The organism is Micromonospora sp. 15K316 (assembly GCF_004348525.1).
Classification (GTDB): domain Bacteria; phylum Actinomycetota; class Actinomycetes; order Mycobacteriales; family Micromonosporaceae; genus Micromonospora.
Genome location: NZ_SMKG01000017.1, coordinates 21,736 through 47,427 on the forward strand (window position 1 = coordinate 21,736; position 25,692 = coordinate 47,427).

The 25,692-nt window shown below is 73.4% G+C and carries 24 protein-coding genes and 1 tRNA gene; 11 read left to right on the plus strand and 14 right to left on the minus strand.

The window, feature by feature from the left end; all coding sequences use genetic code 11:
* Positions 1-26 precede the first annotated feature (26 nt).
* Both E1211_RS06715 and E1211_RS06720 read left to right on the plus strand, forming a co-directional pair.
* Positions 27-102: transfer RNA gene (locus tag E1211_RS06715), tRNA-Lys, on the plus strand.
* A gap of 281 nt (positions 103-383) precedes the next feature.
* Positions 384-929 (plus strand): DUF1990 family protein, encoded by a 546-nt coding sequence (locus tag E1211_RS06720; protein WP_243709383.1) that lies wholly within the window; start codon positions 384-386, stop codon positions 927-929.
* Between the two features lie 93 nt (positions 930-1,022).
* Here E1211_RS06720 and E1211_RS06725 read toward each other — a convergent pair whose 3' ends face one another.
* From E1211_RS06725 to E1211_RS06735, 3 genes are all read right to left on the minus strand, one after another.
* A complete protein-coding gene (locus E1211_RS06725) occupies positions 1,023-2,426 on the minus strand; it encodes a carboxylesterase family protein (protein WP_132346508.1) in 1,404 nt (467 codons plus the stop codon).
* Between the two features lie 152 nt (positions 2,427-2,578).
* Positions 2,579-3,769: an MFS transporter gene (locus tag E1211_RS06730; protein ID WP_132346510.1), complete on the minus strand. Its 1,191-nt coding sequence runs from the start codon at positions 3,767-3,769 to the stop codon at positions 2,579-2,581.
* 122 nt (positions 3,770-3,891) lie between these two features.
* Positions 3,892-4,719 (minus strand): DUF72 domain-containing protein, encoded by an 828-nt coding sequence (locus E1211_RS06735; RefSeq protein ID WP_207915284.1) that lies wholly within the window; start codon positions 4,717-4,719, stop codon positions 3,892-3,894.
* A gap of 224 nt (positions 4,720-4,943) precedes the next feature.
* Between E1211_RS06735 and E1211_RS06740 the strand changes: the two genes are divergently transcribed.
* On the plus strand, positions 4,944-5,333 hold the full coding sequence (locus tag E1211_RS06740; protein WP_132346514.1) for a DUF2267 domain-containing protein: 390 nt from the start codon (positions 4,944-4,946) through the stop codon (positions 5,331-5,333).
* Between the two features lie 12 nt (positions 5,334-5,345).
* Here E1211_RS06740 and E1211_RS06745 read toward each other — a convergent pair whose 3' ends face one another.
* Positions 5,346-5,852 carry a hypothetical protein gene (locus E1211_RS06745; protein ID WP_132346577.1) on the minus strand — a complete coding sequence of 169 codons (507 nt, stop codon included), beginning with the start codon at positions 5,850-5,852 and terminating at the stop codon, positions 5,346-5,348.
* 238 nt (positions 5,853-6,090) lie between these two features.
* Here E1211_RS06745 and E1211_RS06750 point away from each other — a divergent pair, with 238 nt between their 5' ends.
* On the plus strand, positions 6,091-6,801 hold the full coding sequence (locus E1211_RS06750; protein ID WP_132346516.1) for a Clp protease N-terminal domain-containing protein: 711 nt from the start codon (positions 6,091-6,093) through the stop codon (positions 6,799-6,801).
* Positions 6,802-6,811: 10 nt separating this feature from the next.
* Here the strand turns inward: E1211_RS06750 and E1211_RS06755 are convergent, their stop codons facing one another.
* A complete protein-coding gene (locus E1211_RS06755) occupies positions 6,812-7,327 on the minus strand; it encodes a hypothetical protein (protein ID WP_132346518.1) in 516 nt (171 codons plus the stop codon).
* 106 nt (positions 7,328-7,433) lie between these two features.
* The gene (locus E1211_RS06760; protein ID WP_132346520.1) at positions 7,434-7,634 is read right to left on the minus strand and encodes a DNA repair protein; all 201 of its coding nucleotides are present in this window, start codon (positions 7,632-7,634) and stop codon (positions 7,434-7,436) included.
* A gap of 311 nt (positions 7,635-7,945) precedes the next feature.
* On the opposite strand from E1211_RS06760, the gene E1211_RS06765 reads away from it, so the two are divergent.
* Positions 7,946-8,608: a GNAT family N-acetyltransferase gene (locus tag E1211_RS06765; RefSeq protein WP_132346522.1), complete on the plus strand. Its 663-nt coding sequence runs from the start codon at positions 7,946-7,948 to the stop codon at positions 8,606-8,608.
* A gap of 350 nt (positions 8,609-8,958) precedes the next feature.
* Here the strand turns inward: E1211_RS06765 and E1211_RS06770 are convergent, their stop codons facing one another.
* On the minus strand, positions 8,959-10,413 hold the full coding sequence (locus E1211_RS06770) for a glycoside hydrolase family 3 N-terminal domain-containing protein (RefSeq protein WP_132346524.1): 1,455 nt from the start codon (positions 10,411-10,413) through the stop codon (positions 8,959-8,961).
* A gap of 180 nt (positions 10,414-10,593) precedes the next feature.
* On the opposite strand from E1211_RS06770, the gene E1211_RS06775 reads away from it, so the two are divergent.
* Positions 10,594-11,769, plus strand: coding sequence for an ROK family transcriptional regulator (locus E1211_RS06775; protein ID WP_132346526.1), 1,176 nt, complete (start codon positions 10,594-10,596; stop codon positions 11,767-11,769).
* Between the two features lie 129 nt (positions 11,770-11,898).
* Here the strand turns inward: E1211_RS06775 and E1211_RS06780 are convergent, their stop codons facing one another.
* The gene (locus E1211_RS06780; protein WP_132346528.1) at positions 11,899-12,909 is read right to left on the minus strand and encodes an ABC transporter permease subunit; all 1,011 of its coding nucleotides are present in this window, start codon (positions 12,907-12,909) and stop codon (positions 11,899-11,901) included.
* Positions 12,906-13,913, minus strand: a complete 1,008-nt coding sequence (locus E1211_RS06785) for an ABC transporter ATP-binding protein (protein ID WP_132346530.1) — start codon at positions 13,911-13,913, stop codon at positions 12,906-12,908. Before E1211_RS06785 ends, E1211_RS06780 begins: the two co-directional genes overlap by 4 nt.
* A gap of 131 nt (positions 13,914-14,044) precedes the next feature.
* On the opposite strand from E1211_RS06785, the gene E1211_RS06790 reads away from it, so the two are divergent.
* Both E1211_RS06790 and E1211_RS06795 read left to right on the plus strand, forming a co-directional pair.
* Positions 14,045-14,887, plus strand: a complete 843-nt coding sequence (locus E1211_RS06790) for an ABC transporter ATP-binding protein (RefSeq protein ID WP_132346532.1) — start codon at positions 14,045-14,047, stop codon at positions 14,885-14,887.
* Positions 14,888-14,928: 41 nt separating this feature from the next.
* Entirely contained in the window at positions 14,929-15,825 is an 897-nt protein-coding gene (locus tag E1211_RS06795) for a ribokinase (protein ID WP_132346534.1), read from the plus strand.
* On the opposite strand, the gene ftrA is transcribed toward E1211_RS06795, so the two are convergent.
* The gene (gene ftrA / locus E1211_RS06800; protein WP_305792195.1) at positions 15,810-16,835 is read right to left on the minus strand and encodes a transcriptional regulator FtrA; all 1,026 of its coding nucleotides are present in this window, start codon (positions 16,833-16,835) and stop codon (positions 15,810-15,812) included. The two genes, E1211_RS06795 and ftrA, sit on opposite strands and share 16 nt — an antisense overlap.
* Before the next feature lie 92 nt (positions 16,836-16,927).
* On the opposite strand from ftrA, the gene E1211_RS06805 reads away from it, so the two are divergent.
* Complete coding sequence (locus tag E1211_RS06805; RefSeq protein WP_207915282.1) at positions 16,928-17,386, plus strand: rhodanese-like domain-containing protein; 459 nt, start codon at positions 16,928-16,930, stop codon at positions 17,384-17,386.
* On the opposite strand, the gene E1211_RS06810 is transcribed toward E1211_RS06805, so the two are convergent.
* The 3 genes from E1211_RS06810 to E1211_RS06820 all read right to left on the minus strand — a co-directional run bounded on the left by E1211_RS06810 (position 17,383) and on the right by E1211_RS06820 (position 19,608).
* Positions 17,383-18,117, minus strand: coding sequence for a hypothetical protein (locus E1211_RS06810; protein ID WP_132346536.1), 735 nt, complete (start codon positions 18,115-18,117; stop codon positions 17,383-17,385). The genes E1211_RS06805 and E1211_RS06810 overlap by 4 nt on opposite strands.
* A 62-nt stretch (positions 18,118-18,179) precedes the next feature.
* Positions 18,180-18,662 carry a DUF6232 family protein gene (locus E1211_RS06815; RefSeq protein ID WP_132346538.1) on the minus strand — a complete coding sequence of 161 codons (483 nt, stop codon included), beginning with the start codon at positions 18,660-18,662 and terminating at the stop codon, positions 18,180-18,182.
* 433 nt (positions 18,663-19,095) lie between these two features.
* A complete protein-coding gene (locus E1211_RS06820) occupies positions 19,096-19,608 on the minus strand; it encodes a DUF6232 family protein (RefSeq protein WP_132346540.1) in 513 nt (170 codons plus the stop codon).
* Between the two features lie 99 nt (positions 19,609-19,707).
* Between E1211_RS06820 and E1211_RS06825 the strand changes: the two genes are divergently transcribed.
* Positions 19,708-20,481, plus strand: a complete 774-nt coding sequence (locus E1211_RS06825) for an enoyl-CoA hydratase/isomerase family protein (protein WP_132346542.1) — start codon at positions 19,708-19,710, stop codon at positions 20,479-20,481.
* A gap of 32 nt (positions 20,482-20,513) precedes the next feature.
* On the opposite strand, the gene E1211_RS06830 is transcribed toward E1211_RS06825, so the two are convergent.
* The gene (locus tag E1211_RS06830) at positions 20,514-21,527 is read right to left on the minus strand and encodes a LuxR family transcriptional regulator (protein WP_165947190.1); all 1,014 of its coding nucleotides are present in this window, start codon (positions 21,525-21,527) and stop codon (positions 20,514-20,516) included.
* 197 nt (positions 21,528-21,724) lie between these two features.
* Between E1211_RS06830 and E1211_RS06835 the strand changes: the two genes are divergently transcribed.
* Positions 21,725-25,633, plus strand: coding sequence for a kelch repeat-containing protein (locus E1211_RS06835; protein WP_165947191.1), 3,909 nt, complete (start codon positions 21,725-21,727; stop codon positions 25,631-25,633).
* Positions 25,634-25,692 lie beyond the last annotated feature (59 nt).

The following is a 25,692-nucleotide window of genomic DNA, read 5'->3' on the forward strand; positions in this document are numbered from 1 at the left end:
TTAATGTCTCTCCCCGTTGTCAGCGAGCGCCGCTAGCTCAACTGGCAGAGCAGCGGACTCTTAATCCGCGGGTTCGGGGTTCGAGTCCCTGGCGGCGCACCAACGATCAAGGTCCTGACCTGGTGATTTCACTGGGTCGGGGCCTTTTTCGCGGACGCGGTGTGCAACCTCATCGACGCCTTGATTGCAACGAGTGCTCGTCTACCCTGCTCGGGCGCAGACTTCCCGGCCTATGCCCGTAGGCACCACCTGTTATGAGGGTTTGACTCGGGAACGCCGCCGGACTACCTCAGACCGCACGAGACGACGACCTCCTCCCGTTCGTTCCTTGACTAGGGCGGAAACCAGGCACGAGCCGCGCCACCCACGGGTAGACACGTGATGTGATCCGACTTCCCGGCGATCAGAGGCGGCTCGCGGCGCTGACAGCGGCCGAGCTGACGTACGCCGACCCTGGCGCCACCGGCGACCGGCTTCCGCCGGGCTACCGGCCGGCGAGCCGGGACGCCCGCCTGGGGGTCGGCCGTGCGGTCTTCGACCGGGCGGTCGACGGGCTGCTCTCCTGGGAGATGCATCGCGGCGCGGGCCTGGCCGTGACGGCCTCGGAGCCCCGCGCCGCCGAGGGTGCCGTGGTCCTTCTGCGCTGGGGGATCCGGCCGCTCGGTTTCCTGGCTCCCTGCCGGGTGGTGTACCGCGTCGACGAGCCGGACCGGCGGGGATTCGCCTACGGGACGTTGCCGGGCCACCCGGTGCGGGGTGAGGAGTTGTTCGTCGTGCGGATCGGTGCCGACGGCGAGGTTCGCTTCGGCATCACGGCCTTCTCGCGTCCCGCGTCACTGGCGGCCCGTCTCGGTGGCCCGGCGGGCCGGAAGGTGCAGGAGATCGTCACCGACCGGTACGTGCGAGCGTTGCAGCGCATCGTGGCGTGATCCACTCGGGTTCCTGGTAGTCGGGGTGTCCGGGCGTGCGGGACAGCCCGATTTCAAGGGGATCGAGTCGATCAAGCGGGTGGCCGAGATTCCCTAGCCGAAGCGGCGCACCTCGGCGGCGCGGCCGGAGTAGCCGGGCCAGCCCTGGGCGGTCAGCGCCTCGGCGCCGCCGGAGGCGAACGACAACCACGCCGAGCGGATCGGCGCACCGCGGTCGGACAGCTCGGCCCAGCTCACTCCGGCGAGCATCGGCGCGTTCGCCCACGCGGACTCGTCGCCGAAGATCAGGGGCAGGTCACTGGTGTGGCAGGCACGGTACGGCGAGGTCGACGCCGGATCGTCGATGCGGTACGCGAAGACCCGGGCGCCGGCCCGGGCGAGCAGCCGCCCGAACCGGAGGGTGGGCCGGGTGAAGACCGCCCGCGTCACCGCGTCGACGAGCCCGTCCTCGACGGCGCGCCCGACCAGCGGCACCCGCCGGGAGAGCGGACCGCCGGCCAGGTAGTAGGCGATCTCGCGGCGGGTGGTGCCGAGCACCACCTCCAGGTTCCCGGCGCCCTCGCGGGCGGCGGCCCGCCAACCCGGTACGTCCGGCAGCGGATCCGCGCCGGCGACCGGCCCGTACACCGGGGCCATGCCGAATCCGGCGTGACCCGACATGTCCCGCTCGCTCGACTGCTGCGCCGCGAGCACCTCCGTCGTCGACGCCTCCCACGGATCCCGTCCCAGCCGGGTGAGGAAGCGCTCGGCCACCCGTGCGGCCAGCGCGGGTTTGCCCAGTCCCAGGCCCAGCGGCGGGCTCTGCAGCACGGCCCGGCGCAGCAGCGGGCGGGCCTGCGCCACGCCCAGCAGGCAGGCCACCGAGTGGGCGCCCGACGACTGCCCCACCACCGTGACGTTCTCCGGGTCGCCGCCCAGGTCCGCCGCGTTCTCCCGTACCCAGCGCAGCGCCTCGATCTGGTCGAGGAGGCCGAGGTTGCCGGGGGAGACGCCCGGCGCCCGCAGGTAGCCGAGCACGCCGAGCCGGTAGTTGACGCTCACCACGACCACGTCGCCGTCCCGGGCGAGCCGGTCGGTCCGGTAGCGGTCCCAGGAGCCGGCGCCGGATCGGTACGAGCCGCCGTGCAGCCAGACCAGCACCGGCCGGCGCGCCCGGTCGGCGGCCGGGGTGACGATCGTCAGGTTCAGGCAGTCCTCCGACTGCGCGCTCACCTCGGACCTGCCGGCGGGCTTCACGGACCGGTCCGCTGGCTGCGGGCTGGCGTCGCCGTGCTCCCGCGCGTCGCGTACCCCGGACCAGGGCTTCTCGGGCACGGGCGGGGCGAACCGTGCCGCGGTCGCGTAGCGGACGCCCCGCAGGATCGTCAGCCCGTTCTCGCGTACGCCGCGCAGGGTGCCGCCGCGCACGGCGACCAGCACGTCCCGCGCGGTCGGCGCCGCCTCGGCGGCTACGACGTCGAGACTGGCGCCGTCCTGCGTGACCGGCTCCGTCGTCACTGTGCCTCCGCCCCTCTCGCCGACACCGCCACCGCCGGGGGCCGGACGGCGACCACCCGGCGGGGAGGACCGCGCAACGGTAGCCCCACGGTCGGGCCGGCGAGGATGGCGTACGTCTCCACGAGACGTACGCCATCAGCGGGCGGAGTGGGTCAGGCGCGCGCCTTCTTCGCGTTCCTGCGCAGCCCGACGAGCGCGACGGCGGCCAGCAGGATGATGGCGACGCTGTACTCGTCGGCTGTCATGGGCAGGCCCCCGCCGTAGACCACGAGGAAGCCCGCGATGACCGCGGGCAGGCCGAAGCCCACGTAGCAGACGATGTAGAGCAGGGACAGGACGCTGGCGCGTTCGTGCGCCTCGACCAGCGGCAGGACGGTCTTGAGACTGCCCTGGAAGCCCGCGCCGAAGCCGACGCCGCCCAGCGCGATACCGACGAAGAAGCCGGCGACGAGGTCCATCATGACCGACACCAGCGTGACGATCATGCCCAGGATGAGCGCGGCGATACCGGTGAGCATGATCGTGCGCGCGGGGGCGTTGCGCAGCAGGATCACGGTGATGGACGAGAGGCCGGCGAAGACGAACAGCGCCACCCCGCCGACCACGACCGAGGTGGGCCCGAGGGTACGGACGAGCGCGGGGCCGAGTGCCCCGTAGAAGCCGGCCAGCGCCCAGGCGGCGAAGAGGACCGGGACGACGCCGAGCACCGGCCCGCGTACGGCGCGTGGCAGCGTGATCTCCGGCCGGATGCTCCGCAGCGCCCCGGTCATCGGGGTGACGGTCTCCGGCATCAGCAGGATCCCGACGATCTGGATCAGCAGGACCACGAGCAGGACGATGTACACGAGTCGCGTCGGCGCGGGCAGGAACTGGATGAACAGCGCCGACAGCAGCGCTCCGGTGCCGGTGCCGATGCCCGGTGCGAACGAGTTGGCGAGGGTGCCCCGGGCCCGGTTGATGTCGAGCATGGCGGCGCCGATCGCGCCCGTGGCGGCGCCGGCCGCGAGCCCCTGCACGATCCGGGCGGCCAGCAGCGTGGGTACGCCGTTGGCGAAGATGAAGATGAGCAACGAGGTCATCTGCACCGCGGTCGCGGTGAGCAGGATCGGTCGGCGGCCGACGTAGTCGGAGAGCTTGCCGAAGGTGAGCAGGGTGCCCAGCACGGCCACGGCGTAGACGGCGAAGACCACGGTGGTGGTGATCGGTGAGAAGTGCCAGTTCGCCTGGTAGATGCCGTAGAGCGGGGTCGGGGCGGCCGAAGCGGCCAGGAAGGACACCAGGATCGAGGCGAGCAGCACCAGGGAGGCGTTCGGTGAGAGGCGCGCCCGCCCGGCGATGCTCATGCTGCCTGCTCCTCGAAGTGACCACGGGCTATCCACCCGACCGACCTGCACCCCAGGTCAGGCCCGGCGGATACCCGCTGCGCACCGTCGCACTCCGGGCGGCCGGGACGAGGCGCGGACGGTCAGAAGAGGGTCAGCGGCTCGACCGGGATCGGGATCGGCAGGGGCGCGAGGTCGGGCACCCGGAGCCGCACCTCGTCGTGGAAGCGGCGGGCGAGCAGCGGTGCCTCCGCGTTGTCCGGGGTGTGGACGAACATCGTGGGTGAGCGACCCTCGCGCAGCCACCCGGCGACGATCTCGACCCAGCGCTGCCAGCCCTCGACCGTCCGTTCGGTGTCGTCGCGCCCGAGGTAGCGGACGATCGGCCGGTCGGTCAGCGCGACCGATCGCAGCGCCACCCGAGGCTTCTTGACCCAGGCGTCCCGTTCCGCGTCGCTGGTGGGTGGGCGCCGGAAGAAGGCGGTGGTGTCGAACGGCACCCATTCGGCGGCCACGGAGGTGAGGGTCCGTTCGAGGAGGCGTGCCGAGCCCGGGTCGTCGAAGAAGGCGGGGTGGCGGACCTCCACGGCGTACTGGTGGGCGGCGGGGAGGCGGCGCAGGAAGCGGGCGAGCACGGGTACGTCGGTGGGGCCGAACGAGCCCGGCAACTGGACCCAGAGGGCGTGGGCCCGCGGGCCGAGCGGTTCGATCGCGTCGAGGAACCCGCGCAGCGCCTCGTCGACGTCGCTGAGCCGGCGTTCGTGCGTGATGAGCTTCGGCAGCTTGACCACGAACCGGAAGTCCGGGCCGGTCTGCTCGGCCCAGGAGGCCACGGTGCCCCGGGCCGGGGTCGCGTAGAAGGTCGTGTTCCCCTCGACCGCGTCGCACCAGCCGGCGTAGTGCCGCAGGCGTGCGTCGGCCGGGAGTGGATGCGGCAGGAACCGGCCCTGCCAGGCCCGGTGTGACCACATCGCGCAGCCCACGTGAAGACGCACCGATTCCCACCCTCCGGTCAGTCAGAGAACGATCGCCGTCCGCTCCGGTGGGCGTCGGCGGTCGCCGGAAACGGTATCCGGCGGTTGCGTCGGGCCGGCCGGCGTGGCCGCCGCCCGCCCGACGGGTGTGCCGGTCGCCTCCCCGTTTGCCGGGGACGGCTGTGGGTAGCCACGCATCTCCGTATCGGGAAGGACGGGTCATGGCCGAGCTGAGTTTCTTCGACAAGGTGGCCGACCGGGCCGGCGTCCCGGAGGTGACGGCCCGCGCCCTCACCGAGGCCACCCTGCGTACGCTCGCCGAGCGGATCAGCGGCGCCGAGGCGGGCGCGCTGGCCGGTCACGTGGCGCACGAGCTCCGCCCGCTGCTGGCCCGGACCGCGCCCGAGGAGCCCGAGGTGTTCGGGTACGACGAGTTCCTGCGCCGGGTCACCGAGCGCGCCCAGGTGAGTCCGCTCATCGCCGAGCGGGGCGCCGGTGCCGTCCTGCAGACCCTGCACCGCGTCGTCGGTCACCGGGAGTTCCTGGAGGCGCTGGCGCAGCTGCCGACGGAGATCCAGGCGCTGGCCGAACCGGTGCCGCACACGCCCTGATCGGCTCTCCCGTCATCTGGGTAGGGCTTCGATCACGCGGCGGAGCGTCTGCTCGTAGCCGTCGGGGCCGCCGAGGCGTTGGAAGCTGCTCATGGTGATCGTGAACGTGCCCGCGTCGGCGATGAGCACCGCCTGGCCCTCGATGTCCTTGACCGCGACGTAGCCCTTGCCGCCCTGGTCGAGGTCGGTCACCTTCTGGTAGGTCTGGTCGGCCTGGCGGCGCTGGTAGTCGTACGTCGCCTCGCCGGCGGTCCTGGAGGCGGTCGTGATGGTCAGCGCGGCGACGCCCTGGCCGTCGCCGAAGAGGCAGTTGCCCTGGTCGACGAGCGGCTGGCCGACGAGTTCGGACGCCTGGGCGGCGTTGAAGGGGCACTTGGGCGGGCTCGCATCGCCCCCGTCGGCGACGTCCGCGCCGTCGATCGGGGCGTCGATGTCCGCGCCGGGATCCGGGTCGGTGGGGTCGGCGCTGTCGCAGCCGGCGAGTACCAGGGCGGCCACGCAGAGCGCGGGCACGATCATGCGGCGCACGGGATGCCTCCGTTCCGTGTCGGGGAGCGCCACCGTCGCGGCCGGATGTCGGGGTGCGGGCTCGACAACCGGAACGGTGGGTCGCGGGGTCGACGTTACGGACGAGAGCGGTCCTGGAAATCGGGTGTTTCCCTAGCCTTCGAACCTGCCTGCCTTCTCCGTCGCGTGAAACCCGATCGATCGTCAACCGATGGTTGACGCAGCCCATGCGTCAACCTACAGTTGACGCATGACCGACAACCCCGTACGCCTGGACGACCTGATCCAGGCGATCAAGAAAACGCGCAGCGAGCCGCTGGACCAGCTCAGCGACGCGGTCCTCGTGGCGGACCACCTCGGCGAGGTCGCCGACCACCTGATCGGGCACTTCGTGGACCAGGCCCGCCGCGCCGGCGCCTCCTGGACCGACATCGGCCGCAGCATGGGCGTCAGCAAGCAGGCGGCCCAGAAGCGGTTCGTCGCCAAGGACGCGCCCCTCGACCCGGAGCAGGGCTTCCACCGCTACACCCCCCGTGCCCGCAACGTGGTGGTGACGTCGCAGGCCGAGACGCGCACCGCCGGGCACCGCGAGATCCGGCCGGAGCACATCGTGCTGGGACTGCTGAGCGAGCCGGAGGCGCTCGCCGCGAAGGCGATCGTCGCGCAGGGCGTCACCCTGGAGCAGGTACGCGAGGCGGCGCTGGCCGCGCTGCCGGCGCCCTCGTCCGAGGAGCTGCCCGCCCTCATCCCGTTCGACGGGCAGGCCAAGAAGGCGCTGGAGCTGACCTTCCGCGAGGCGCTGCGACTGGGGCACAACTACGTCGGCACCGAGCACATCCTGCTCGCGCTCCTGGAACTGGAGAACGGCAGCGGCGTGCTCTCCGGCCTCGGCGTCGACAAGGCCGCCGCCGAGGCCCACGTCGTCGCCGCGCTCGAGGAGATCGTGCGGAACCGGGCCTGACCCGGCCGGGTCAGGAAGCGGTGGGGAAGCCGTACCGGGCCACGTGCTCCGGGTCGGCCGGGTCGACCTGGCGGATGCCGGCGTCGGCGAGGCGCTTGTTGACCTCGTCGAGCTGCTCGCGCACCAGCCGGGCCTCCTCCTCGGTCACCCGCCCCCGGTGCGGCTTCCCGGCGTGCTCGATGGTGCCGTAGTCGATCCGCTCCGCGCTCTTGCGCGCCTTCGGCGGGCGCACCCGCTCGGCGGTCTTGAGCAACTGCGCCATCGGCGTGTCGGTCGCCATCGAGTCGAACTCGCTGGCGGTGAGGACCACCCGGCGCGGCTCGCCGTCGGGCTGGTCGTAGACCTCGACCACCGCCACGTCCAGGGCGGCGTCGTCGATGCTCTCCACCTCGAGTGGGGTGGCCTCCAGCTGCACGGGCCCGGCGACCAGGTCGGGGTGCTCCGACACCACGATGCGGACCACCTCGTCCTCCGGCTGCAGAACGGTGCCGCTGAAGTCGGAGACACGGATCGTCTTCTTGCCCATGGGCGGAGCTACTCCTGTCGTCGGCCGGGTTCGGGACCAGAAGACGTTACCCGACAGGTGTGCGAAAGCCCGGAGTGGACGGGCCCGTGTGTCGTCGATCCCGCCGTCAGCGGCCGCCGCGCCCGTGCCGCGCGGACGCCCCGGCGGGCAGCTTGTTCAGCTCGGCCCAGCCCAGGGCCCGATCCGGGTCACCCCAGGCCCGGACGCCGCGGTACGGCGGCTGCGCCGGGAACCTGGCGGGGACTCTCCGGTTGCGCCAGAGGCGCTCGGTGTCCTGCTGGTGCCGGTCGTTCGGCTGATTCGGCATGACCTTACCGTCCCAGAGAAAGGTGTACATGTATGGAAATGGATGTGACGCGAGGATCAGGCACCCGGTTCCCCTACGCGGTAAGGAATCCGGGCCCGATCCCGGCTACCCCCGCGGCCGGCTGAGCTAACCGCCGTCGACCGACCGGAAGCGGCCGCCGGTACCGCGTCCGCCCGTGGGGCACCGCCGCGGCGTCGCTCGGGAGGGACCGTCCGTCCACCCCTGGCCGCCCGCCCGGCGTACGGTGATCAGCGACGAGACCTGGCCGCCGGGCGCCGGGCGGCGCCGGGGCGATTCACGGAGGTGGTGGCGTGCTCGACCGGCGGCTCCACCTGCACCTGGCCACCTGGCTCGGCCAGTGGCCGGCCGGGCCGGGTCTGCACCTGGTCTCCTCGCACCGGCGCGCCCGCCCGGCCTGGGACGGCCGGCTGCGGCCCGCGCTCGCGGTCAGCGCCGGGCACAGCACCGTGCTCTCCGTGCCGCCGGACCGGGTCGCGGCGGTGCGGGCGCTCGCCGATCTTCCGCTGGACCGGTTGATCCCGGCCCTGCCCGCCGCCGTCGGCCTGCCCGACTGGAGCACACACGACGGCCCGTTCCGCTGGAGCCTGGCTCCCGCGCCGCTGCCGGACGTCGGGGAGTGGATCCCGCGCACCGCACCCGGGCTACCGCCCTGGCTGCGACTCTTCGACTCCGACGTGCTGGTGGTACGCGCCCCGAACGGTCGTTACCTGGCCGGGGCGGGCGTGAAGCGGCACGACGCGTACGGGCACGAGCTGGCCGTCGGTACCGCGACGGAGGCCCGGGGCCGGGGCCTCGCCCGGCGGCTCGTCGCCCAGGCCGCCCGTCGGGTGCTCGACGAGGGGGCGGTCCCCACCTATCTGCACGAGCGGAGCAACCACGCGTCGGCCCGGGTGGCCGAGGCCGCGGGGTTCCCCGACCGGGGCTGGCGCTCGTTCGGGGTGTACCCGCGCTGAGCGCCGACGGCGGCGGGTGTCGGGTCGTCGGCCGGGTCGCGGGGAAAGCCGAGGCCGGCAGCGGGCCCTTGGCTCCGGCGGCCACCGGTGGCCTTGTACAGCGCGGACCGTGGATCCCGGGCCGGATCCACGGTCCGCAGCCTCCCCCCAGGTCCCCGTGGGCGCGACCCGCACGCAGGCGGCCGCGTCTTCCGCTGATCACGCTACGTATCGAACGCCTCCGGAGCAAGACGCCTCGCGCCGGTTCGACGTGTCGAATAGTGGACTTGACCTGGGAGGAGCCCGATCGCTCCGGCGCGCGGCGTCAGTGACGCAGTGTGCGCTCGGCGGCGTGCGGGGAAGCCCTCCGCTCAGCCCGCCAGGCCGAGCGCCTCCGCGGCCGCGCGGCCGTTCGCGTGGCTCGCCCCGTACGTGGTGACGAAGGCCCGCACGCCCGCCGGGCGCCACTGGGCGGGCCAGCCCATCTCGACCACCGTGACGGGATGCGCGGCGGCCAGCGCGGTGACCAGCTCCGGCCCCCCGGGGAGCTGGTGCAGGCGGCGGCCGACCAGCACGATCGGCCGGTCACCGGCGAGCCGGCGCAGGCTCGCCGGGTCGGTCTCGCCCGCGACCACGCGGACCTCCTCGGTGTCGACCAGGTGTGGGCCGAGTCCCCAGGGCACCCGCCCCTCGGCGATTGTCGACGCGGAGTGCAGCTGTACCACCAGCGGCCGGCGCAGGTCGGTGAGCACCCCGTCGATCTTCACGGCCCGGCGCGCGGCCGCGTATCCCAGGTCGGTGCCGCCGCCGGTCGGGACGCGGGTCGCGGCCCGGGTCCAGGCGGCGAGCGTGGCGGCACGCCCGGCGGCCTCCTCGACCCGGTCTCGTTCCAGCCGCCCGTCGCCGAGCGCCTCGACGATCGCGGTGGCGACCTGCTCGACGAGTTCGGCGTCGACCTTCGCGCCGATGCAGAGCAGGTCGGCGCCGGCGGCGAGGGCCCGTACGGCCGCCGGGCCGACGCCGCCGGCCGCGACCGAGGCGCCCTTCATCTCCAGCGCGTCGGTGATGACCGCGCCGGTGAAGCCGTACTCGGTCCGGAGCAGGTCGACCAGGACCTCACGGCTGAAGGTGGCCGGGCCGGAGCCGGTCAACGCCGGCACGCGGATGTGCGCGGTCATGACGGCCTGGGCGCCCGCGGCGATCACGGCGGCGAACGGTGGCAGGTCACGGCGGCGCAGCACGTCGACAGGTACGTCGACAGTGGGCAGTTCGTGGTGCGAGTCCGCGACCGTGGCGCCGTGCCCCGGAAAGTGCTTGGCGCAGGCGGCCACCCCGACGGCTTGGAGCCCGGCCACGGCGGCGGCGGAGTGCGCCGCCACCCGGAGCGGGTCGGCGCCGAAGGAGCGGGTGCCGATCACTGGGTTCTCGTCGGTGCTGTTCACGTCGACGGTGGGGGCGAGGTTGACGGTGATGCCGAGTTCCGCCAGTTCCGCGCCGATCGCCTCGTAGACCCGCCGGGTCAGCGCGACGTCGCCGATCGCGCCGAGGGCCGCGTTGCCCGGGTACGGGCTGCCGGTGGCGTGCGCCAGGCGGGTGACGTCGCCGCCCTCCTCGTCGATGGCGATCAGCACGTCCGCGCGCCCGGCGCGGAGCGCCGCGGTGGTCGCCGCGAGCTGCGCCGGGTCGGAGACGTTGGTGCCGAAGAGGGTGTGCCCGGCCAGCCCCTCGGCCAGCAGGTCGACCGCCCAGTCGGGCGGGACCGGCCCCGGGTACGCGGCCAGCAGCGTGCCGAGCGCGAGCCGGCGCAGTCCTGGATCCAGCCCCACAGATCTCCCCCTTCGGTGCCGTACGGCACGCATGTCGTACCTGGAGCTTCCGGCCGTCCCGCCCGCGCAGCCCTGCCGGGTCGACCGAGTACTCCGGGTCGGGGTGGCCGCTACGCTACGGCTACCCATTTCCAAGTCGGTTTACAGTTAGCAAACTTTACTAAACCTTGAGGACGCGGCATGAGTGCGACCCGGCTGCCCGGCACCCCCCGCCTGTTGCGGGCGCTCAACGACCGTGCGGCGCTGGAACTGCTGCTGGAGCGGGGCCCGCTGACCCGCGCCCGGCTCGGTGAACTGACCGGGCTGTCGAAGGTGACCGCCTCGCAGCTGGTCGAGCGGTTGGAGGAGCGCGGGCTGGTCACCCGGGTCGGCGAGCAGGCCGGCGGCCGGGGGCCGAACGCCCAGCTCTACGCCGTACGGCCGGGCAGCGCGCACGTGGTCGGCGTGGACGTCGGCCCGGACCGGGTGGTGGCCGCCTGCGCGGACATCACCGGCGCGGTCATCGGTCGGGTGGAGCAGTCCACCCGGGACACCGACGACCCGGTGGGTGTGGTGCACAACGCCGTCGTCCAGGCGGCCAGCAGCGCCCAGGCGCAGCTGTCGAGCGTGCGCCGGGTGGTGCTCGGCACGCCGGGCCTGGTCGACCCGGGCACCGGGGACATCACCTTCGCGTTCAACCTGCCGCGCTGGCACCGCGGGCTGCTCGCCGCCCTGCGCGAGGACCTGCACACCCCGGTCGTCTTCGAGAACGACGTGAACCTCGCTGCGGTCGCCGAGGCCCAGTCCGGCGCCGCCCAGGGCCTGTCGGACTTCGTCCTGGTGTGGGTCGGCGCGGGCGTCGGCCAGGCGATCATGCTCGGCGGGCGGCTGCACCACGGCAGCAGCGGCGCGGCCGGCGAGATCGGTTACCTGCCGGTGCCCGGCGTTCCCATCCCGCGCGACGTCTCCCGTCGGGCCAAGCCCGCGTTCCAGCGGCTGGTCGACGCGGCGGCGGTCTGCGCCGTGGCCCGGGAGAACGGCTTCGTGGCCGACAACGCGACCGACGCGGTGCGCGCCGCGATCGACGCCGGCGCCGCGGGTGGCCCGGTGCTCGACGAACTGGCCCGCCGCCTCGCGCTCGGCGTGGCCAGCACCTGCGTGGTGCTCGACCCCCCGCTCGTCGTGCTCGCCGGTGAGGTCGGCCAGGCCGGCGGGTCGGCGCTCGCCGACCGGGTGCAGCAGGAGGTCGCGGAGATCTCGCTGGTGCGGCCCCGGGTGGTGCCGACCGGATTGACCGAGGAGCCGATCCTGCGGGGCGCCCTGCGCACCGCGCTGGACGCCGTCCGTGACGAGGTCTTCGGCTCCACGGTGGGCTGAGCCGTTCCGGTGTGCCCCCACCCGCGCGGGTGGGGGCACACCGGCGTCCGTCATGTGAAGGAATTCTTCACGATTCGCTCGGCACCTGCAAGACGTTGCCTCGCACCCGATGCCTCCCGCCACCGCAGCTCAGATGAGGTCCCGGCGGCGGAACACCAGGAACGCGGCGCCGGCCAGCACCCCGGTCAGGCCGATCAGGACGGCCAGCGCGGGCTGCCAGGTCAGGGCGTAGACGCGATCGCAGAAGCCGGCGGCCGTGGCGCAGGCGGAGGCGTCCCAGAACTCGACCCGGCCACTGAGCCAGGCACCGACATGACTGGAGAGCATGAACCGCTCCGGATGGGTGGCGTCGACGATCTCCATCACCAGCCGGGCGCCGAGCTCCCAGACCACCAGGTACGCGGCCGCCGTGCCGAGCGCCGCCGACGTGTGCCGGCCGAGCGTGGCGAGCGCGAACCCGAGTACGGTGGCGAGCAGCACCAGCACCAACCCGCGCCCGTGCACGGCGCCGAGGTCACGCCAGAACGCGCCGTCGAGATGGCCGGGGAATCCCGCCGCCTGCCCGATCACCCAGAACGTGGCGAGGTACACCACCGAGGCGAGCAGCGACAACCCGAGCACGCCGCCGAGCAGCGTGCCCAGCTTCGCGCCGAGCACGGTCATCCGCCGCGGCCGCCAGAGCAGCAGGTTCACCACGCCGCCCGAGTTGAGGTCGGCACCGATGTACGACGCCCCGACCAGGAACCCGAAGAGCACCAGGAAGGCGATCAGGAAGTACAGGAGCGACTCGGCCTGCTGCGAGAAGACGAACACCCCGGGGAGGAAGTCGGTCGCCACCGGAAGCCGCTCCTGGCGCACCGGATCGACCTCACCGCAGTCGGCCGGGAAGTACTCCTCCTCCGCGCCGGGCGGGAGGTTCCCGTTCACCCGGTCCACGCAACGCTGGTAGACGTCGTCCATCTGCCGTCGGGACTCGGCCGCCTGGGTACGGGCCTCGACCAGCTCGGCGGCGGTGGGCCGGTGCGAGCCGGCGAGGGTCGTCGACGCGGTGGCCCCGAAGGCCAGCACCAGCAGAACGATCATGAGCTGGACGAAGCGGCGGGCCCCCAGCCGCTCCAACTCGGCACGGACCAGCTTCACGCGTCGTCTCCTCTGCCTTCGCCGACCCCGGCGTCCAGCTCGATCACCCGGTCATGCGGACCCGGATCGACCTGACGGGGCACCTGCGGCTGCGGGCCCTCGCCGGTCAGCTCCAAAAAGACGCTCTCCAGGTCGGGCCGGAGCGCGGTCAGCTCGCGGACCCACAACCCCTGCTCACCGAGGAGCCGGCTGATCGTCGTCGGATCGCCCACCTGACCGACCACCAGGTGGTCGGGGTGCACGTCCACCGGCAGCCCGCCGGCGCGCAGCAGCTCCGCGGCGCGCTCCGGCTCGGCGACCCGGACCAGGAACTCGTGCTGGTCGAAGCCGGCGAGCACCTCGTCCACCCGGCCCGCCGCCACCCGTCGGCCCCGCGAGATGATCGTGACGTGGTCGCAGATCAGCTGGATCTCGGCGAGGATGTGGCTGGAGATCAGCACGGTCACCCCGCCGTCGGCCAGCGACCGCATCAGATCCCGCATCTCCCGGATGCCGGCCGGGTCGAGGCCGTTGGCCGGCTCGTCCAGGATGAGCAGCTCCGGGTTCTTGAGCAGCGCCGAGGCCACGGCCAGCCGCTGCTTCATGCCGAGCGAGTAGCCCTTCACCCGCTCGTCACCCCGGTCCTGCAGACCCACCTGCGCCAGCACCTCGTCCACCCGGCTCACCGGCACGCCACCGGCGAGGGCGAGCAGCCGCAGCGTCCGGTAGCCGGTGAAGTTGCCGAAGAACTGCGGGCTCTCCACGATCGCGCCGACCCGCCCGGCCACCTGCGACAGGTGCGTGGGGGACGGGGCCCCGAGCACGTTCATCCACCCGCCGTCGGCGCGGACCAACCCGAGGAGGGCACGCAGGGTGGTGGTCTTGCCCGATCCGTTCGGGCCGAGGAAGCCGTGGACCTCACCCGCGCCGACGGTCAGGTCGAAGCCGTCCACGGCCACCCGGCGGCCGTTGCGCACGCTGTTGAAGGTCTTGCGCAGACCCTCGATCTCGATGACCGCGCTCATCCGCGCGGTTTCCTGCTTCGAGCCGGCATCGACCGTCCTTCGACATCGGTGACCAACGACACGGCGTCCCACCCTAGAACCGGTCGGCCGCCCGTGGGGGGCGCCACGTCCCTGCGTGGTTGGATGGACGGGTGACTGGTGACCTGATCCCCGGCGCTGTCGGCGCCACCCCCGCCGCCGCTCCCGTGGACCCGGATCTGGTGGTCAGCCTCGACGGCGTCGGCGTCCGTCGCTCCGGCACCGCGCTGGTGCAGGATCTGACCTGGCGGGTCGAGCTGGACGAGCGGTGGGTGGTGCTCGGCCCGAACGGGGCCGGCAAGACGACCCTGCTCAACCTCGCGTCCGGTCGGCTGCACCCGACCAACGGCACCGCCCACGTGCTCGGTGAGCGCATCGGCCGGACCGACGTCAACGAACTGCGCACCCGCATCGGCCTCACCACCGCCGCCGTGGCCGAGCGCGTACCGGCCGACGAGCGGGTCAGCGACGTGGTCGTCACCGCCGCCTGGTCGGTGGTCGGCCGGTGGCGGGAGAGCTACGACCGCACCGACGAGGCCCGCGCTCGCGCGCTGCTCGGGCAGCTCGGCGTGGGTGGACTCGCCGACCGCGCGTACGGCACCCTCTCCGACGGCGAGCGCAAGCGGGTGCAGATCGCCCGCGCACTGATGACCGACCCGGAGCTGCTGCTGCTCGACGAGCCGGCCGCCGGGCTCGACCTGGGCGGGCGCGAGGATCTGGTCGCGCGCCTCTCCGAGCTGGCGTACGACCCGGACGCCCCGGCGATGGTGCTGGTCACGCACCACGTCGAGGAGATCCCGCCGGGCTTCACCCACGCGCTGCTGCTGCGCGAGGGGACCGTGGTGGCGCAGGGACTGATCGAGGAGACGCTGACCGGCGACAACCTCTCCAAGACCTTCGGCCTGCCGCTGATCGTCCAGCGCTCCGGAGATCGCTACACCGCCCGCGCCGCCTGACGGCCGCCCCGCATCCCGCCGAGTCGAGACAGGAGGCGCCGGTGGCGCAGACCCGGGTGGCCGTCGTGGGCAGCGCGAACATGGACCTGGTCGCGATGGCTCCGGCCCTGCCCCGGACTGGGGAGACCACGCTCGGCACCGACTTCGTGATGGTGCCGGGCGGAAAGGGCGCCAACCAGGCGATCGCCGCCGCCCGCGCGGGCGCGTCCTGCGCCTTCCTCGGCGCGATCGGCTCCGACTCGTTCGGGGTGACGCTGAAGGCGCGGATCAGAGCGGCCGGTGTGGACACCGCGCACCTGCGGGTGGTCTACGGCACCTCCGGTGTCGCGCTGGTGATGGTCAACGCCGAGGGTGAGAACGCGATCCTGGTGACCCCGGGCGCCAACGGCGCGCTGACGAGCCTCACCGAGGAGGAGCTGAACACCGTACGCGCCGCCGACGTGCTGGTGGCCCAGCTGGAGATCCCGGTGGAGACGGTGACCGAGGCGGCGGTGGTCGCCCGCGCCGCCGGCACCCGGGTCGTCCTCAACGCCGCCCCGGCCCGGCCCCTGCCCGACGAGCTGCTGGCCGCCGTGGACGTGCTGGTGGTGAACGAACGCGAGGCGCACGCGCTGACCGGACGGGGCCGGGAGGCGCCGCAGGCGTTGCTGGAGCTCACGCCCCGGGCGGTGCTCACCCTCGGTGCCGAGGGCGTCTGGTACGGCGACCGGGACGGCGCGGACGTGCACGTACCCCCGGTCAAGGTGGAGACCGTGGACTCGACGGCCGCCGGTGACGCCTTCACCGCGGCGCTGGCCGTGGGCTGGGGCGAGGGGCGGGACCTGGTGGACGCCGTGCGGTGGGCGGCGGCGGCCGGGGCGGCGTGCGCCCGCCGGCTCGGCGCCTCCGTGGCGCTGCCGTACCGGGCCGAGATCGACGAGCTCTACGCCTCGGCCTGAGCCCGGTCGCCGTCGCGCGACGGGTCGGCGACGGCGCGGAACGCCCGCCGGTACGCCGACGGTGAGGTACGCATGGCCCGGCCGAAGTGGTGGCGGTAGGTGACCGGGGAGTCGAAACCCACCGCGCCGGCGATCTCCTCGACCGGCGCGTCCGTCGTCTCGAGCAGCGCCAGGCTGGCCCGGACCCGCTGGTCGATCAACCACCGGATGGGGCTCGTCCCGGTGGCCCGCGCGAAGTGCCGCAGGTAGCTGCGGGCCGACATGTGCGCCTGACCAGCCAGCCGGGCGACGGTCAGCGGCTCGCTCAGGTGCGCCAGCGCCCAGCCGAGGCTGGCGGCGATCCGGTCGTCACCCGGGTCGCGCGGCACCGGCGCCTCGATGAACTGGGCCTGCCCGCCGTCGCGGTGGGGAGGGATGACGAGCCGGCGGGCGACCGCGTTGGCGACCGCCGCGCCGTGGTCGAGCCGGACCAGGTGCACGCAGAGGTCCAGGCCGGCCGCGCTGCCGGCGCTGGTGAGCAGGTCACCCTCGTCGAGGTAGAGCACGTCCGGACGCACCTGGACGGTCGGGTACCGGCGGGCGAGCAGATCCGCGTACCGCCAGTGGGTGGTGGCCCGCCGCCCGTCGAGCAGGCCGGCACCGGCCAGCGCGAACGCGCCCGAGCAGATCGACACGATCCGGGCGCCCCGCCGGTGCGCCCGGCGCAGCGCGGCGACCAGCTCCGGTGACGGGTCCGCGGTCACGTCCGGTACCCCGGGCACGATCACCGTGCGCGCCCGTGCCAGCACGTCCAGGCCGTACGGGGTGTGCAGAGCGGCCCCGCCGACCACCGGCACCGGGCCGGGCCGTTCGGCGCAGACCCGCAGGTCGTACCAGTCGACGTCGAGTTCGGGTCTGGGCAGCCCGAACACCTCCGTCACGATCCCCGTCTCGAAGACCGACATACCCGGGTACGCGAGGACGGCCACACTCCGCTCCCGCGTCGCCGTCGGGCTCGCGGCGGGCCGGATCGGGACGGAGGAGCGAACTATGGCGGGATGTTGACGCAGGACGGCGTTCTCGCCACTCGTCCCGTGTGCCGTCCACGCGCAGGATCGGTGTCATGACGAACACCTTCGCCGTGCCGGCGGCCGATCCGGTCGCCGCCACCACCCACTTCCTCGCCCGGCTGAGCTTCGAGACCGATGTCAGCGACGTGTACGCGGACCTCACCGCCGGGGTCCCCGGCCTGGTGGTGGTCGACTCCCGAGGGACGGCCGCGTGGGAGCAGGGGCATCTGCCGGGCGCCGTGCACCTGCCGACCGCCGAGATCGCCACGCTCGCGGCCGAGGTCGTTCCGGGCGGCTCCACGGTCGTCACCTACTGCTGGGGCCCCGGCTGCAACGGCGCCACCCGCGCCGCCCTGGAGTTCGCGCGGCTCGGCCGGCCGGTCAAGGAGATGCTCGGTGGGTACGAGTACTGGGTGCGGGAGGGGCTGCCGGTGGTGACGAGCACCGGGCTGACCCGGCGGCCCGCCGACGAGCTGACCGCGCCCCGCTCCACCATCAGCTGCGACTGCTAGCCGGCCTGCCCCGCCTCGTCGGTGAGCTTCTCACCTCGCCGGCGCAGCATGCCCAGGCCGGGGATGCCGGCGACGGCGAGCTTGAGGTCGCGGGTGACCTCGAGCAGGTCGTGCAGGTCCGGGCCGACCCGGTCCAGGGTGGCCAGGATCGGCAGGACGTCCGAGGTCAGGTGCTCGCGCAGCTTCGGCAACTCGTCGACGAGCCGGATGGCGGCGGTGACCTCCTCGTGGCTGAGCTGCTCGACGAAGCGCGTCGCCATGGGCGCGGCGCGGCGCAGCGCCGGCTCGTACGTCGTCATCAACTCGGCTGCGGTGGCCGCCGTCTCCGCCCCGGTGGCCACCGCGGCCGCCGCCCGCGCCGCCACCGCGTCCGCCTCGGTCACCACCGTGGCGGCCTTGCGGGCCACCTGCTCCGCCTGCCCGACCACCACGGCGGCGCTGCCGGCCACCTCGGTCGCGGTCTCGATCGCGCCGGTGGCGGCGGCGCTGATCACGGCCACCTCGCGGACGGCGGTCTCGGCGTCGACGAGCACCTGGTCCGTGCGGTCCAGGGTCTGTTCGATCCGGTCCACCACCGCGTTGATCCGGGTGAGCAGCGCCTCGACGCCGTCCAGCACGGCGAACGCGCGGGCGGGCACGGCCGCGAACGAGGTGGCCGAGTCGCGGGCCTGGTCGAGGGCGGAGCGGGTGAGGCCGATGACGGACGACGGCCGGGGCAGCGGGATCACCATGGCAACCAGTGTGCGCCGCCCGTGCCCGTACCGGCTCCGGCCGACCTCCCGAGGCCCACCCGTCAGCGCCGATCGGTGTGCTGCTCGACGGCCCGCTGCACGGCGCGGTAGATCTGGCCGAAGCGCAGCGCGTCGGGGGTACGCACCAGCAGCTCCTCGTGCCCGTGGTGCTGCACCCAGAGCTCGTGCACCTGGCTGCCCCGTTCGTACGAGCGGTCCAGCCAACCGAGCGGGACCTCCAGGAACGGGGTCAGCACGAGCGCGCCGACCACGCAGCCGGCGAGGATGAGCAGGGCGAGCGTCCACTCGCCGCGATCCTGCGCCGACCAGACCAGCGACACGACGCAGATCAGCGCCACCAGCGGGGGCAGCGACAGCAGCAGGACCAGGACGCCGCGCCCGAGCACCCGACCGCGTACGCCGAGTGTCGCCCGCCCTCGGGCGTGCCAGACGTACGTGACGTCGGCGAGGGCTATGACGCGACCACCCGAACGGATCGACTCGGAGGTCACCTGCACCGCGTCGTCCCGGTAATAGACCGTCATCGTTCAGCCTAACCACGTCCCGGCAAGTCGCCACGTTCCGACGGCGCTGCGGGCGTCCACCGCCAGGGTGGCGACCGAATCGTCGTCGCCGTTGGCCACGAGGTGTGGTGTTCGGATGCTTGAGAGCTGAGTCGTTGACGACATCAGCCCAAAGCAGTCGAGGTAGGGGTCTTCCTGCCCGGGCCCACAGGTGTTGCGCCGTCGTTCCGCCCTGAGGCCGCACAACCGGCCACCCTGGCGCGGCACCCCGTCGAGCTGCGCGCGGTGGTCGCGGAGGACGTGCTGATCTACGGCTCCGGGACGGCGGTGCGGGCCGGCATCTGGTGGAGCAGGCCGTCACCTCGCCGGGCTCACCGTGGTCGACCAGGAGATCGTCGAACTCTTCCCCGCCGGAGACCGGCCTCGGCATGCTGCCCGACGTGCCGATCCGGTTCTAGCTTCGCCGGCCGCGGCCGCGCGCCGGGCGGGCGGCGGCTCTGGCGGCTGCCGGCGGCGTCGCCTGCTCGACCGCCCGCTGCACGGCGCGGTAGATCTGGCCGAACCGGAGCGCGTCACCGGTGCGCAGCAGCAGGACGTGCCGACCCTGCCAGCGCACCCAGAGCTCCCGTTGCCGACTGCCCCGGGCGTACGAGCGGTCCAGGAGCTCGAAGAGGAAGTCGGCGACCGGCCCGACGGCGAGCCCGACCAGCACCGAGGCGCCGACGATCGCGATGGTGACGGTGGTGGAGCGGTCCAGCCAGATCGCCAGCCCGACGCCCAGGACGGCCGCCGCCAGCGGGCCGGCCATCGCCGCGCCGAGCGCGCCCCGGCCCGCGAGGACGCGCCAGGAGCGGCTGCCCCGACGGTGCCAGACCAGGCTGATCTCGGCGAGCGGGTACGTGCGGTCGTCAACCCGGATGGCGGTCGAGGTGACCTGCACCGACCTGTCGTCGTAGTACGTCGTCATCGCTGGACTCCCGGCCCGGGGGGCTGACACCAGACTACGTACCTCAACGAGTGTGGCCGTATGGTTGGCACGCGACTTCGACGAGGAAGTGAGGGCGGCGTGAGCGAGTTCGTGCGTCTGGAGACCAAGGACGGCATCGGCACCATCCGGCTGGACCGGCCGAAGATGAACGCACTGAACAAGCAGGTCCAGGAGGAGTTGCGCGCCGCCGCGACCGAGGCCTCCGCCGACCCCGAGGTCCGCGCCGTGATCGTGTACGGCGGGGAGAAGGTCTTCGCCGCCGGCGCGGACATCAAGGAGATGGCCGACATGTCCTACGTGGACATGGCGGCGCGGGCCGCCGACCTCTCCAGCGCCCTCGGCGTCTTCGCCCGGATCCCCAAGCCGGTGGTCGCCGCGATCACCGGGTACGCGCTCGGGGGCGGCTGCGAGCTGGCGCTGGCCTGCGACTGGCGGGTCGTCGCCGAGGATGCGAAGCTCGGTCAGCCGGAGATCAAGCTGGGCATCATCCCGGGCGCCGGCGGCACCCAGCGGCTGGCCCGCCTCGTCGGCCCGGCCCGCGCCAAGGATCTCATCATGTCCGGCCGGATGGTCGACGCCCAGGAGGCGCTGCGGATCGGCCTGGCCGACCGGGTGGTGCCGGCCGGCGAGGTCTACTCGGCCGCCGTCGACCTGGTCCGCCCGTACGTCGACGGTCCGACCCAGGCGCTGCGCGCCGCGAAGCTCGCCGTCGACGGTGGCCTGGAGATGGACCTGAACTCGGGCCTGGCCTGGGAGAGTCAGCTCTTCGCCGCCCTCTTCGCCACCGACGACCGGCGCGAGGGCATGGCGGCCTTCGTCGAGAAGCGCAAGCCCGGCTTCACCGGCCGCTAGGGCGGCGTACCGGCAGCGGGCCGCCCGGCCGGTCAGACCCAGCCGCGGCGGACGGCCTCCATGCCGGCCTGGAACCGGGTCTCGGCGCCGACCATCGTCATGATCCGGTGTACGTGCCGGTGCACAGTGCGCACGCTCCAGCCGAGGGTGCGGGCGATCCGTTCGTCGGTGGCGCCGCCGGCCAGCAGGCCGATCAGCTCCACGTCCCGGTCGGCGAGCTGGTCCGGGTGGCCCTCGTCGGCCAGCTCGACGTCGTCGGGCTGGTCGGCGCCGCCACGGTTGACCGCGCGGTTGATGGCGACGGCTCGCTCCCAGAGCGCCTCGAAGAGCTCGCAGACGGCGTCCAGCAGGGACGACGGGTGGATCAGGTACGCGGCGTCGGCCAGCTCCCCGCCCGTCATCACGGGGATCAGCGCGAGCCGGTCGTCGCTCAGCATCATCTTCATCGGGACGTTGCTGGCCACCCGGGCGCGCTCGCCGCTCTGGATGCCGCGCCAGATCTCCGCCATCCGCCCGGGGATCGCCAGCGCCGAACGGTCGTAGATCACCCGGTAGGTCAACCCCCGGTCGGCGAGCTGATGGGCCTCCTCGGTGTTGCCGCTGACCGGGTTGTCGAGGTACGGCGGCCGGTCCAGTCCGCGGATCTGCACGCGCGCCTCCCGCTGGAGGCGTACGAGGGTGGCCCGCAGGTTGGCCGCGCCTTCGATCACCTCGACGAGCTCCGCCGGGTGACGACCGGTGCCGTCGTGCCGGCGCAGCTCCTTGGCGAGCTGGTCGGCGTGGGTACGCAGCCGGAGCAGGTCCCGCTCCCGTTCGGCGATGAGGACGGTGGCCACCTGGTCGGGGGGCGTCGCCGCGTACCGGGTGGGACGGCCGGAGAGCCGGCTGGCCAGACCGCGGTCGACCAGCCGGCCGAGCGTACGGGTCAACTGCGCCCGGGAGAGCGCGACGTCGGCGAGTAGATCCGCGGCCGTCGCCTGTCTCCGTCGGGCCAGCGCCTCGTAGACCCGCTCCTCGGGCTCCGCGACGCCCACCACATGCCACATCCGAAGCCTCCGTCGGGAACCGGCCAGCTGTCCGGAACATGAACGTCCCGGGACATTGTCCGTGCCTTTGCGCTCGTGCCAAGATCGCCCGTCAACGTGTGTCCCTTTCGTGTCCAGGATCGTGTCCGGCCTGGCGGGAGGAGACGCGGGCCTCATCGACGAGGCGTGTCCGTGGCATCACTGGTAAGGAGTATTGGATGTCCCTGCCCTTACGGCGGAGACGGGCCCGCAGCGGCCTTCTCGGCGGGCTGACCGCAGTCCTCACCCTGTCACTGCTCGCCGCCGGCCCGCTGCCCGCTACTCCGGCCCAGGCGGCGCCGAAGGCCGACCCGTCGGCGGCGCCCGCGGACTGGGAGGCCCTGCGCTACCGGCCCGCCGGCTGCAACACCACCTCCGTCGAGGAGGTCGGCGAAGGCGGCCCGTGGGCACGCTGCTTCGCGGTGGGGCTCACCGAGGACACGCAGCGGCGTACGACGCTCGCCGGTCCGCCCGCCGACGCCCTCGGACCGGCGGAGATCAAGGCCGCCTACCGGCTCCCCGACGGCGGCGAGGGCCAGACCGTCGCCATCGTCGGCGCCTTCGGGTACGCGGCCGCCGAGGCCGACCTGGCGGTCTTCCGGGCCCACTACGGCCTGCCGCCCTGCACCACGGCGAACGGCTGTTTCCGCAAGGTCGACCAGCGTGGCGGCACCGACTACCCGGTCGAGAGCCCGGACTGGTCGATCGAGGCCGCCCTGGACCTGGACGCCGTCTCGTCGGCGTGCCCGAAGTGCGACATCCTGCTGGTGCAGGCCGACAACAACTCGATGGGCAGCCTCGGCCACGCCGTCGACACCGCGGCGCGGCTCGGCGCCGACGCGATCTCCAACTCGTACGGCATCGCCGGCGAGTCGGACACCCAGTACGCGAGCCACGCCCACTACGACCACCCCGGCATCGTCATCACGGTCTCCAGCGGTGACATCGGCAACGTGCAGAGCTACCCGGCGACCCACCCGGACGTCGTGTCGGTCGGCGGCACGCTGCTGACCAGGGACAGCTCCTCCGCGCGCGGCTGGTCGGAGACCGCCTGGGAGGCGGCGGGCAGCGGCTGCTCGTACTTCGAGCCGCGCCCCGCGTACCAGGCCGACATCGACACGCACTGCGGGGACAAGCGGGCCAGCGCCGACATCTCCGCCACCGCCGCGCCGGAGTCCGGGCTGGCCGTCTACAACACCCTCGGCCAGGACGGCTGGGCCCGCTGGGGCGGCACCTCGCTCTCCGCGCCGCTCGTCGCCGGCATGTACGCCCTCGCCGGCGACGCGGTTCCCGGCACCTACCCGGTCACCTACCCCTACCGCAAGGGCGCCGGCGCCGGGCTCTTCGACGTCACCGAGGGCTCCAACGGGTGGTGCGGCGACCTGCTCTGCACCGCCGGCCCCGGTTGGGACGGGCCGACCGGCGTCGGTTCCCCCAACGGTGTCTCGGCGCTGACCCTCGGCCGGACCGGGCAGCTCAGCGGGACGGTCACCGGCGGCAGGAACCCGCACGGCAAGAAGCAGGGCACGCTCGACGGGGTGACGGTCACCGCCACCGACACCGCCGGCAACACCTACCATGCGGTGACCGGTGACAAGGGCGCCTACCAGCTGGTCGTCCCGGCCGGCACGTACGACGTCGTGGCCGCCGAGTTCGGCTACCAGGCGCCGTCCCCGGTCCGGGTCACGGTCGCCGCCGACGCGAAGCTGACCCGCGACATCAGGATGACGGCGATCGCGACCCGCACGCTCACCGGCACCGTCACCGACGGCGCGGGGCACGGCTGGCCGGTCTACGCGAAGGTCGCCATCGACGGCTACCCGACGGACGCGGTCTACACCGACCCCTACACGGGTCGGTACGCGGTCGAGCTCCCCGTCGGCGCCGACTACACCCTGCACGTCTCGCCGGTCGACCTGCCCGGTTACCGCACCAGCACCGTGACCGCCACCGTCGCGCCGCAGCCGAAGGGCCGGCCGAGCGACGTGTGGCGAGACGTGAAGCTCGCCGTCGAGACGTCCTGCGCCGCCCCCGGTTACACCTGGCGGTACCAGGGCCTCGGCACCGACTTCACCGGCTGGACCGACGGGCCGAAGGACGGCTGGCAGGTCACCGACGAGTCCGGCGGCGGCCAGACGTGGCGCTTCGACGACCCCGGTGCCCGCGGGAACCTGACCGGCGGCGACGGTGGCTTCGCCGCCGTCAACACCTGGTCCCAGTCTGGTGACATCGACACCGGCCTGGTCACGCCCCCGGTCGACCTGACCGGCGTCAGCGCGCCGGTGGTCGGCTTCGACAGCGACTTCCCCGCCTCCAACTTCGGCGTGCAGGAGGGGTTCATCGACCTCAGCCTGGACGGCGGGAAGACCTGGAGCGAGGTCTACCGCCTGTCGAACGTCGACGTACGGGGGCACGTGGAGATCCCGATCCCGCAGGTGGCGGGGAAGACCGGGGTTCAGGTCCGGTTCCGCTACCACGGGAACCTCTCCTACTGGTGGCAGCTCGACAACGTCTTCGTGGGCAGCCGCGCCTGCGCTCTCGTGCCCGGCGGGATCATCGCCGGGCAGGTCCGGGACGACAACACCGGCGGCGCCGTCCTCGGCGCCACCGTCGCGGCCGGCGCCGACCGGTCCGCCGTGGCCACCAGCCGGGCGACCGCCGACGACGCCGCGCTCGGGGACGGCTACTACTGGTTCTTCGCCGAGGGCGACGGCACCGCCGCGGTGACGGTGAGCGGCCTGCGGTACGCCGACGCCACCGCGAAGGTGCGGGTCGAGCGGGACCGGGTCGTCCGTCGCGACTGGAGGCTGGAGTCGGGGCGGCTGAAGGTCCGCCAGTCCGACCTGTCGCTGGGCGTACGACCCGGGCGCACCGCCACCGGCCAGGTCCGGCTCAGCAACGACGGTGACCGGCCGCTGCGGGTCAAGCTGGTCGAGCAGGACCGCGGGTACACCCCGGACCGGATCCGCGTCGCCGCGGACGCCGCCCGCTCGTCGCAGGCCCCGCCCCAGCAGGGTGCGGACGGCAGCGCGTGGATCAACCTGCCCGACCTTCCGCTGCCGCTTGTCGACAACGTGGTCGCCGACAACGACGGCACTGTCTACTCGGTCGGCGGCGACTCCTACGGCTACGTCATGAACGAGGGGTACGTCCTCGACCCGCAGGTTCAGGCCTGGAAGCGGATCGCCGACCTGCCCGAGGAGCGGGCCGGCGCGGCGGGCGGTTTCATCGACGGAAAGCTGTACGTCGCCGGCGGTCTCAACGGTTCGGGGATCCCCGCGACGCAGACCTGGGCCTACGACCCGATGACCGACACGTGGTCGCGCCGGGCCGACCTGCCCGCCGGGGTCGCCAACGCGGCGGCCACCACGGCCGGCGGCCGGCTCTACGTGGTCGCGGGCTGCCCCGACGGTGCCTGCCCGGACCCGACGGCGCGGGTGTACCGCTACGACCCCGTCGCGGACCGCTGGACCCGCCTCGCCGACTACCCGCGGACCGTCGCCTACCACGCCTGCGGTGCCGCCGGTGACGGCGTGGTCTGCACGGGTGGGTACATCCCGCGCCAGTACGACGCCGTGCTGGAGAGCTACCGGTACTTCCCGGAGTCCGACACCTGGGTGGAGACGACCGGGCTGCCCGTCTCGGCCTACGGCATGGCGTACGCCACGGTCAGCGGCAAGCTGCGGATCATCGGCGGCACCGTGGGCGGTTCGCTGAGCCGGCAGGCGCTGGAGTACGACCCGGCGACCGCGGTCTGGTCGAAGCTGCCGGACGCGGCGAACGCGCGGCAGCGCGGTGGCGCCGCCTGCGGCACGTACCAGGTCGGTGGCCTCTCGGACGGCAGCACGGAGACCGGTTCGGCGCAGCAGCTGCCGGGCGTCGAGTCCTGCGTCCGGGGCAGCGACGTGTCGTGGCTGTCGACGGACCGCACCGAGCTGACCATCCCCGCGGGACGGTCGGTGACGGTGACGGTGAGGGCCGCCGCCCCGCTCCACTCCGGACACGGCCAGTACCAGGCGCGGCTGGCGTTCGAGACGGACAGCCCGTACCGGACCGAGTCGCTCGGCGTGGTGATGAAGCTCCGCTGAACCCTCCTCGCCGACCGTGCCCGCCCGGTGCCGACCCCCGCACCGGGCGGGCGCGGGCC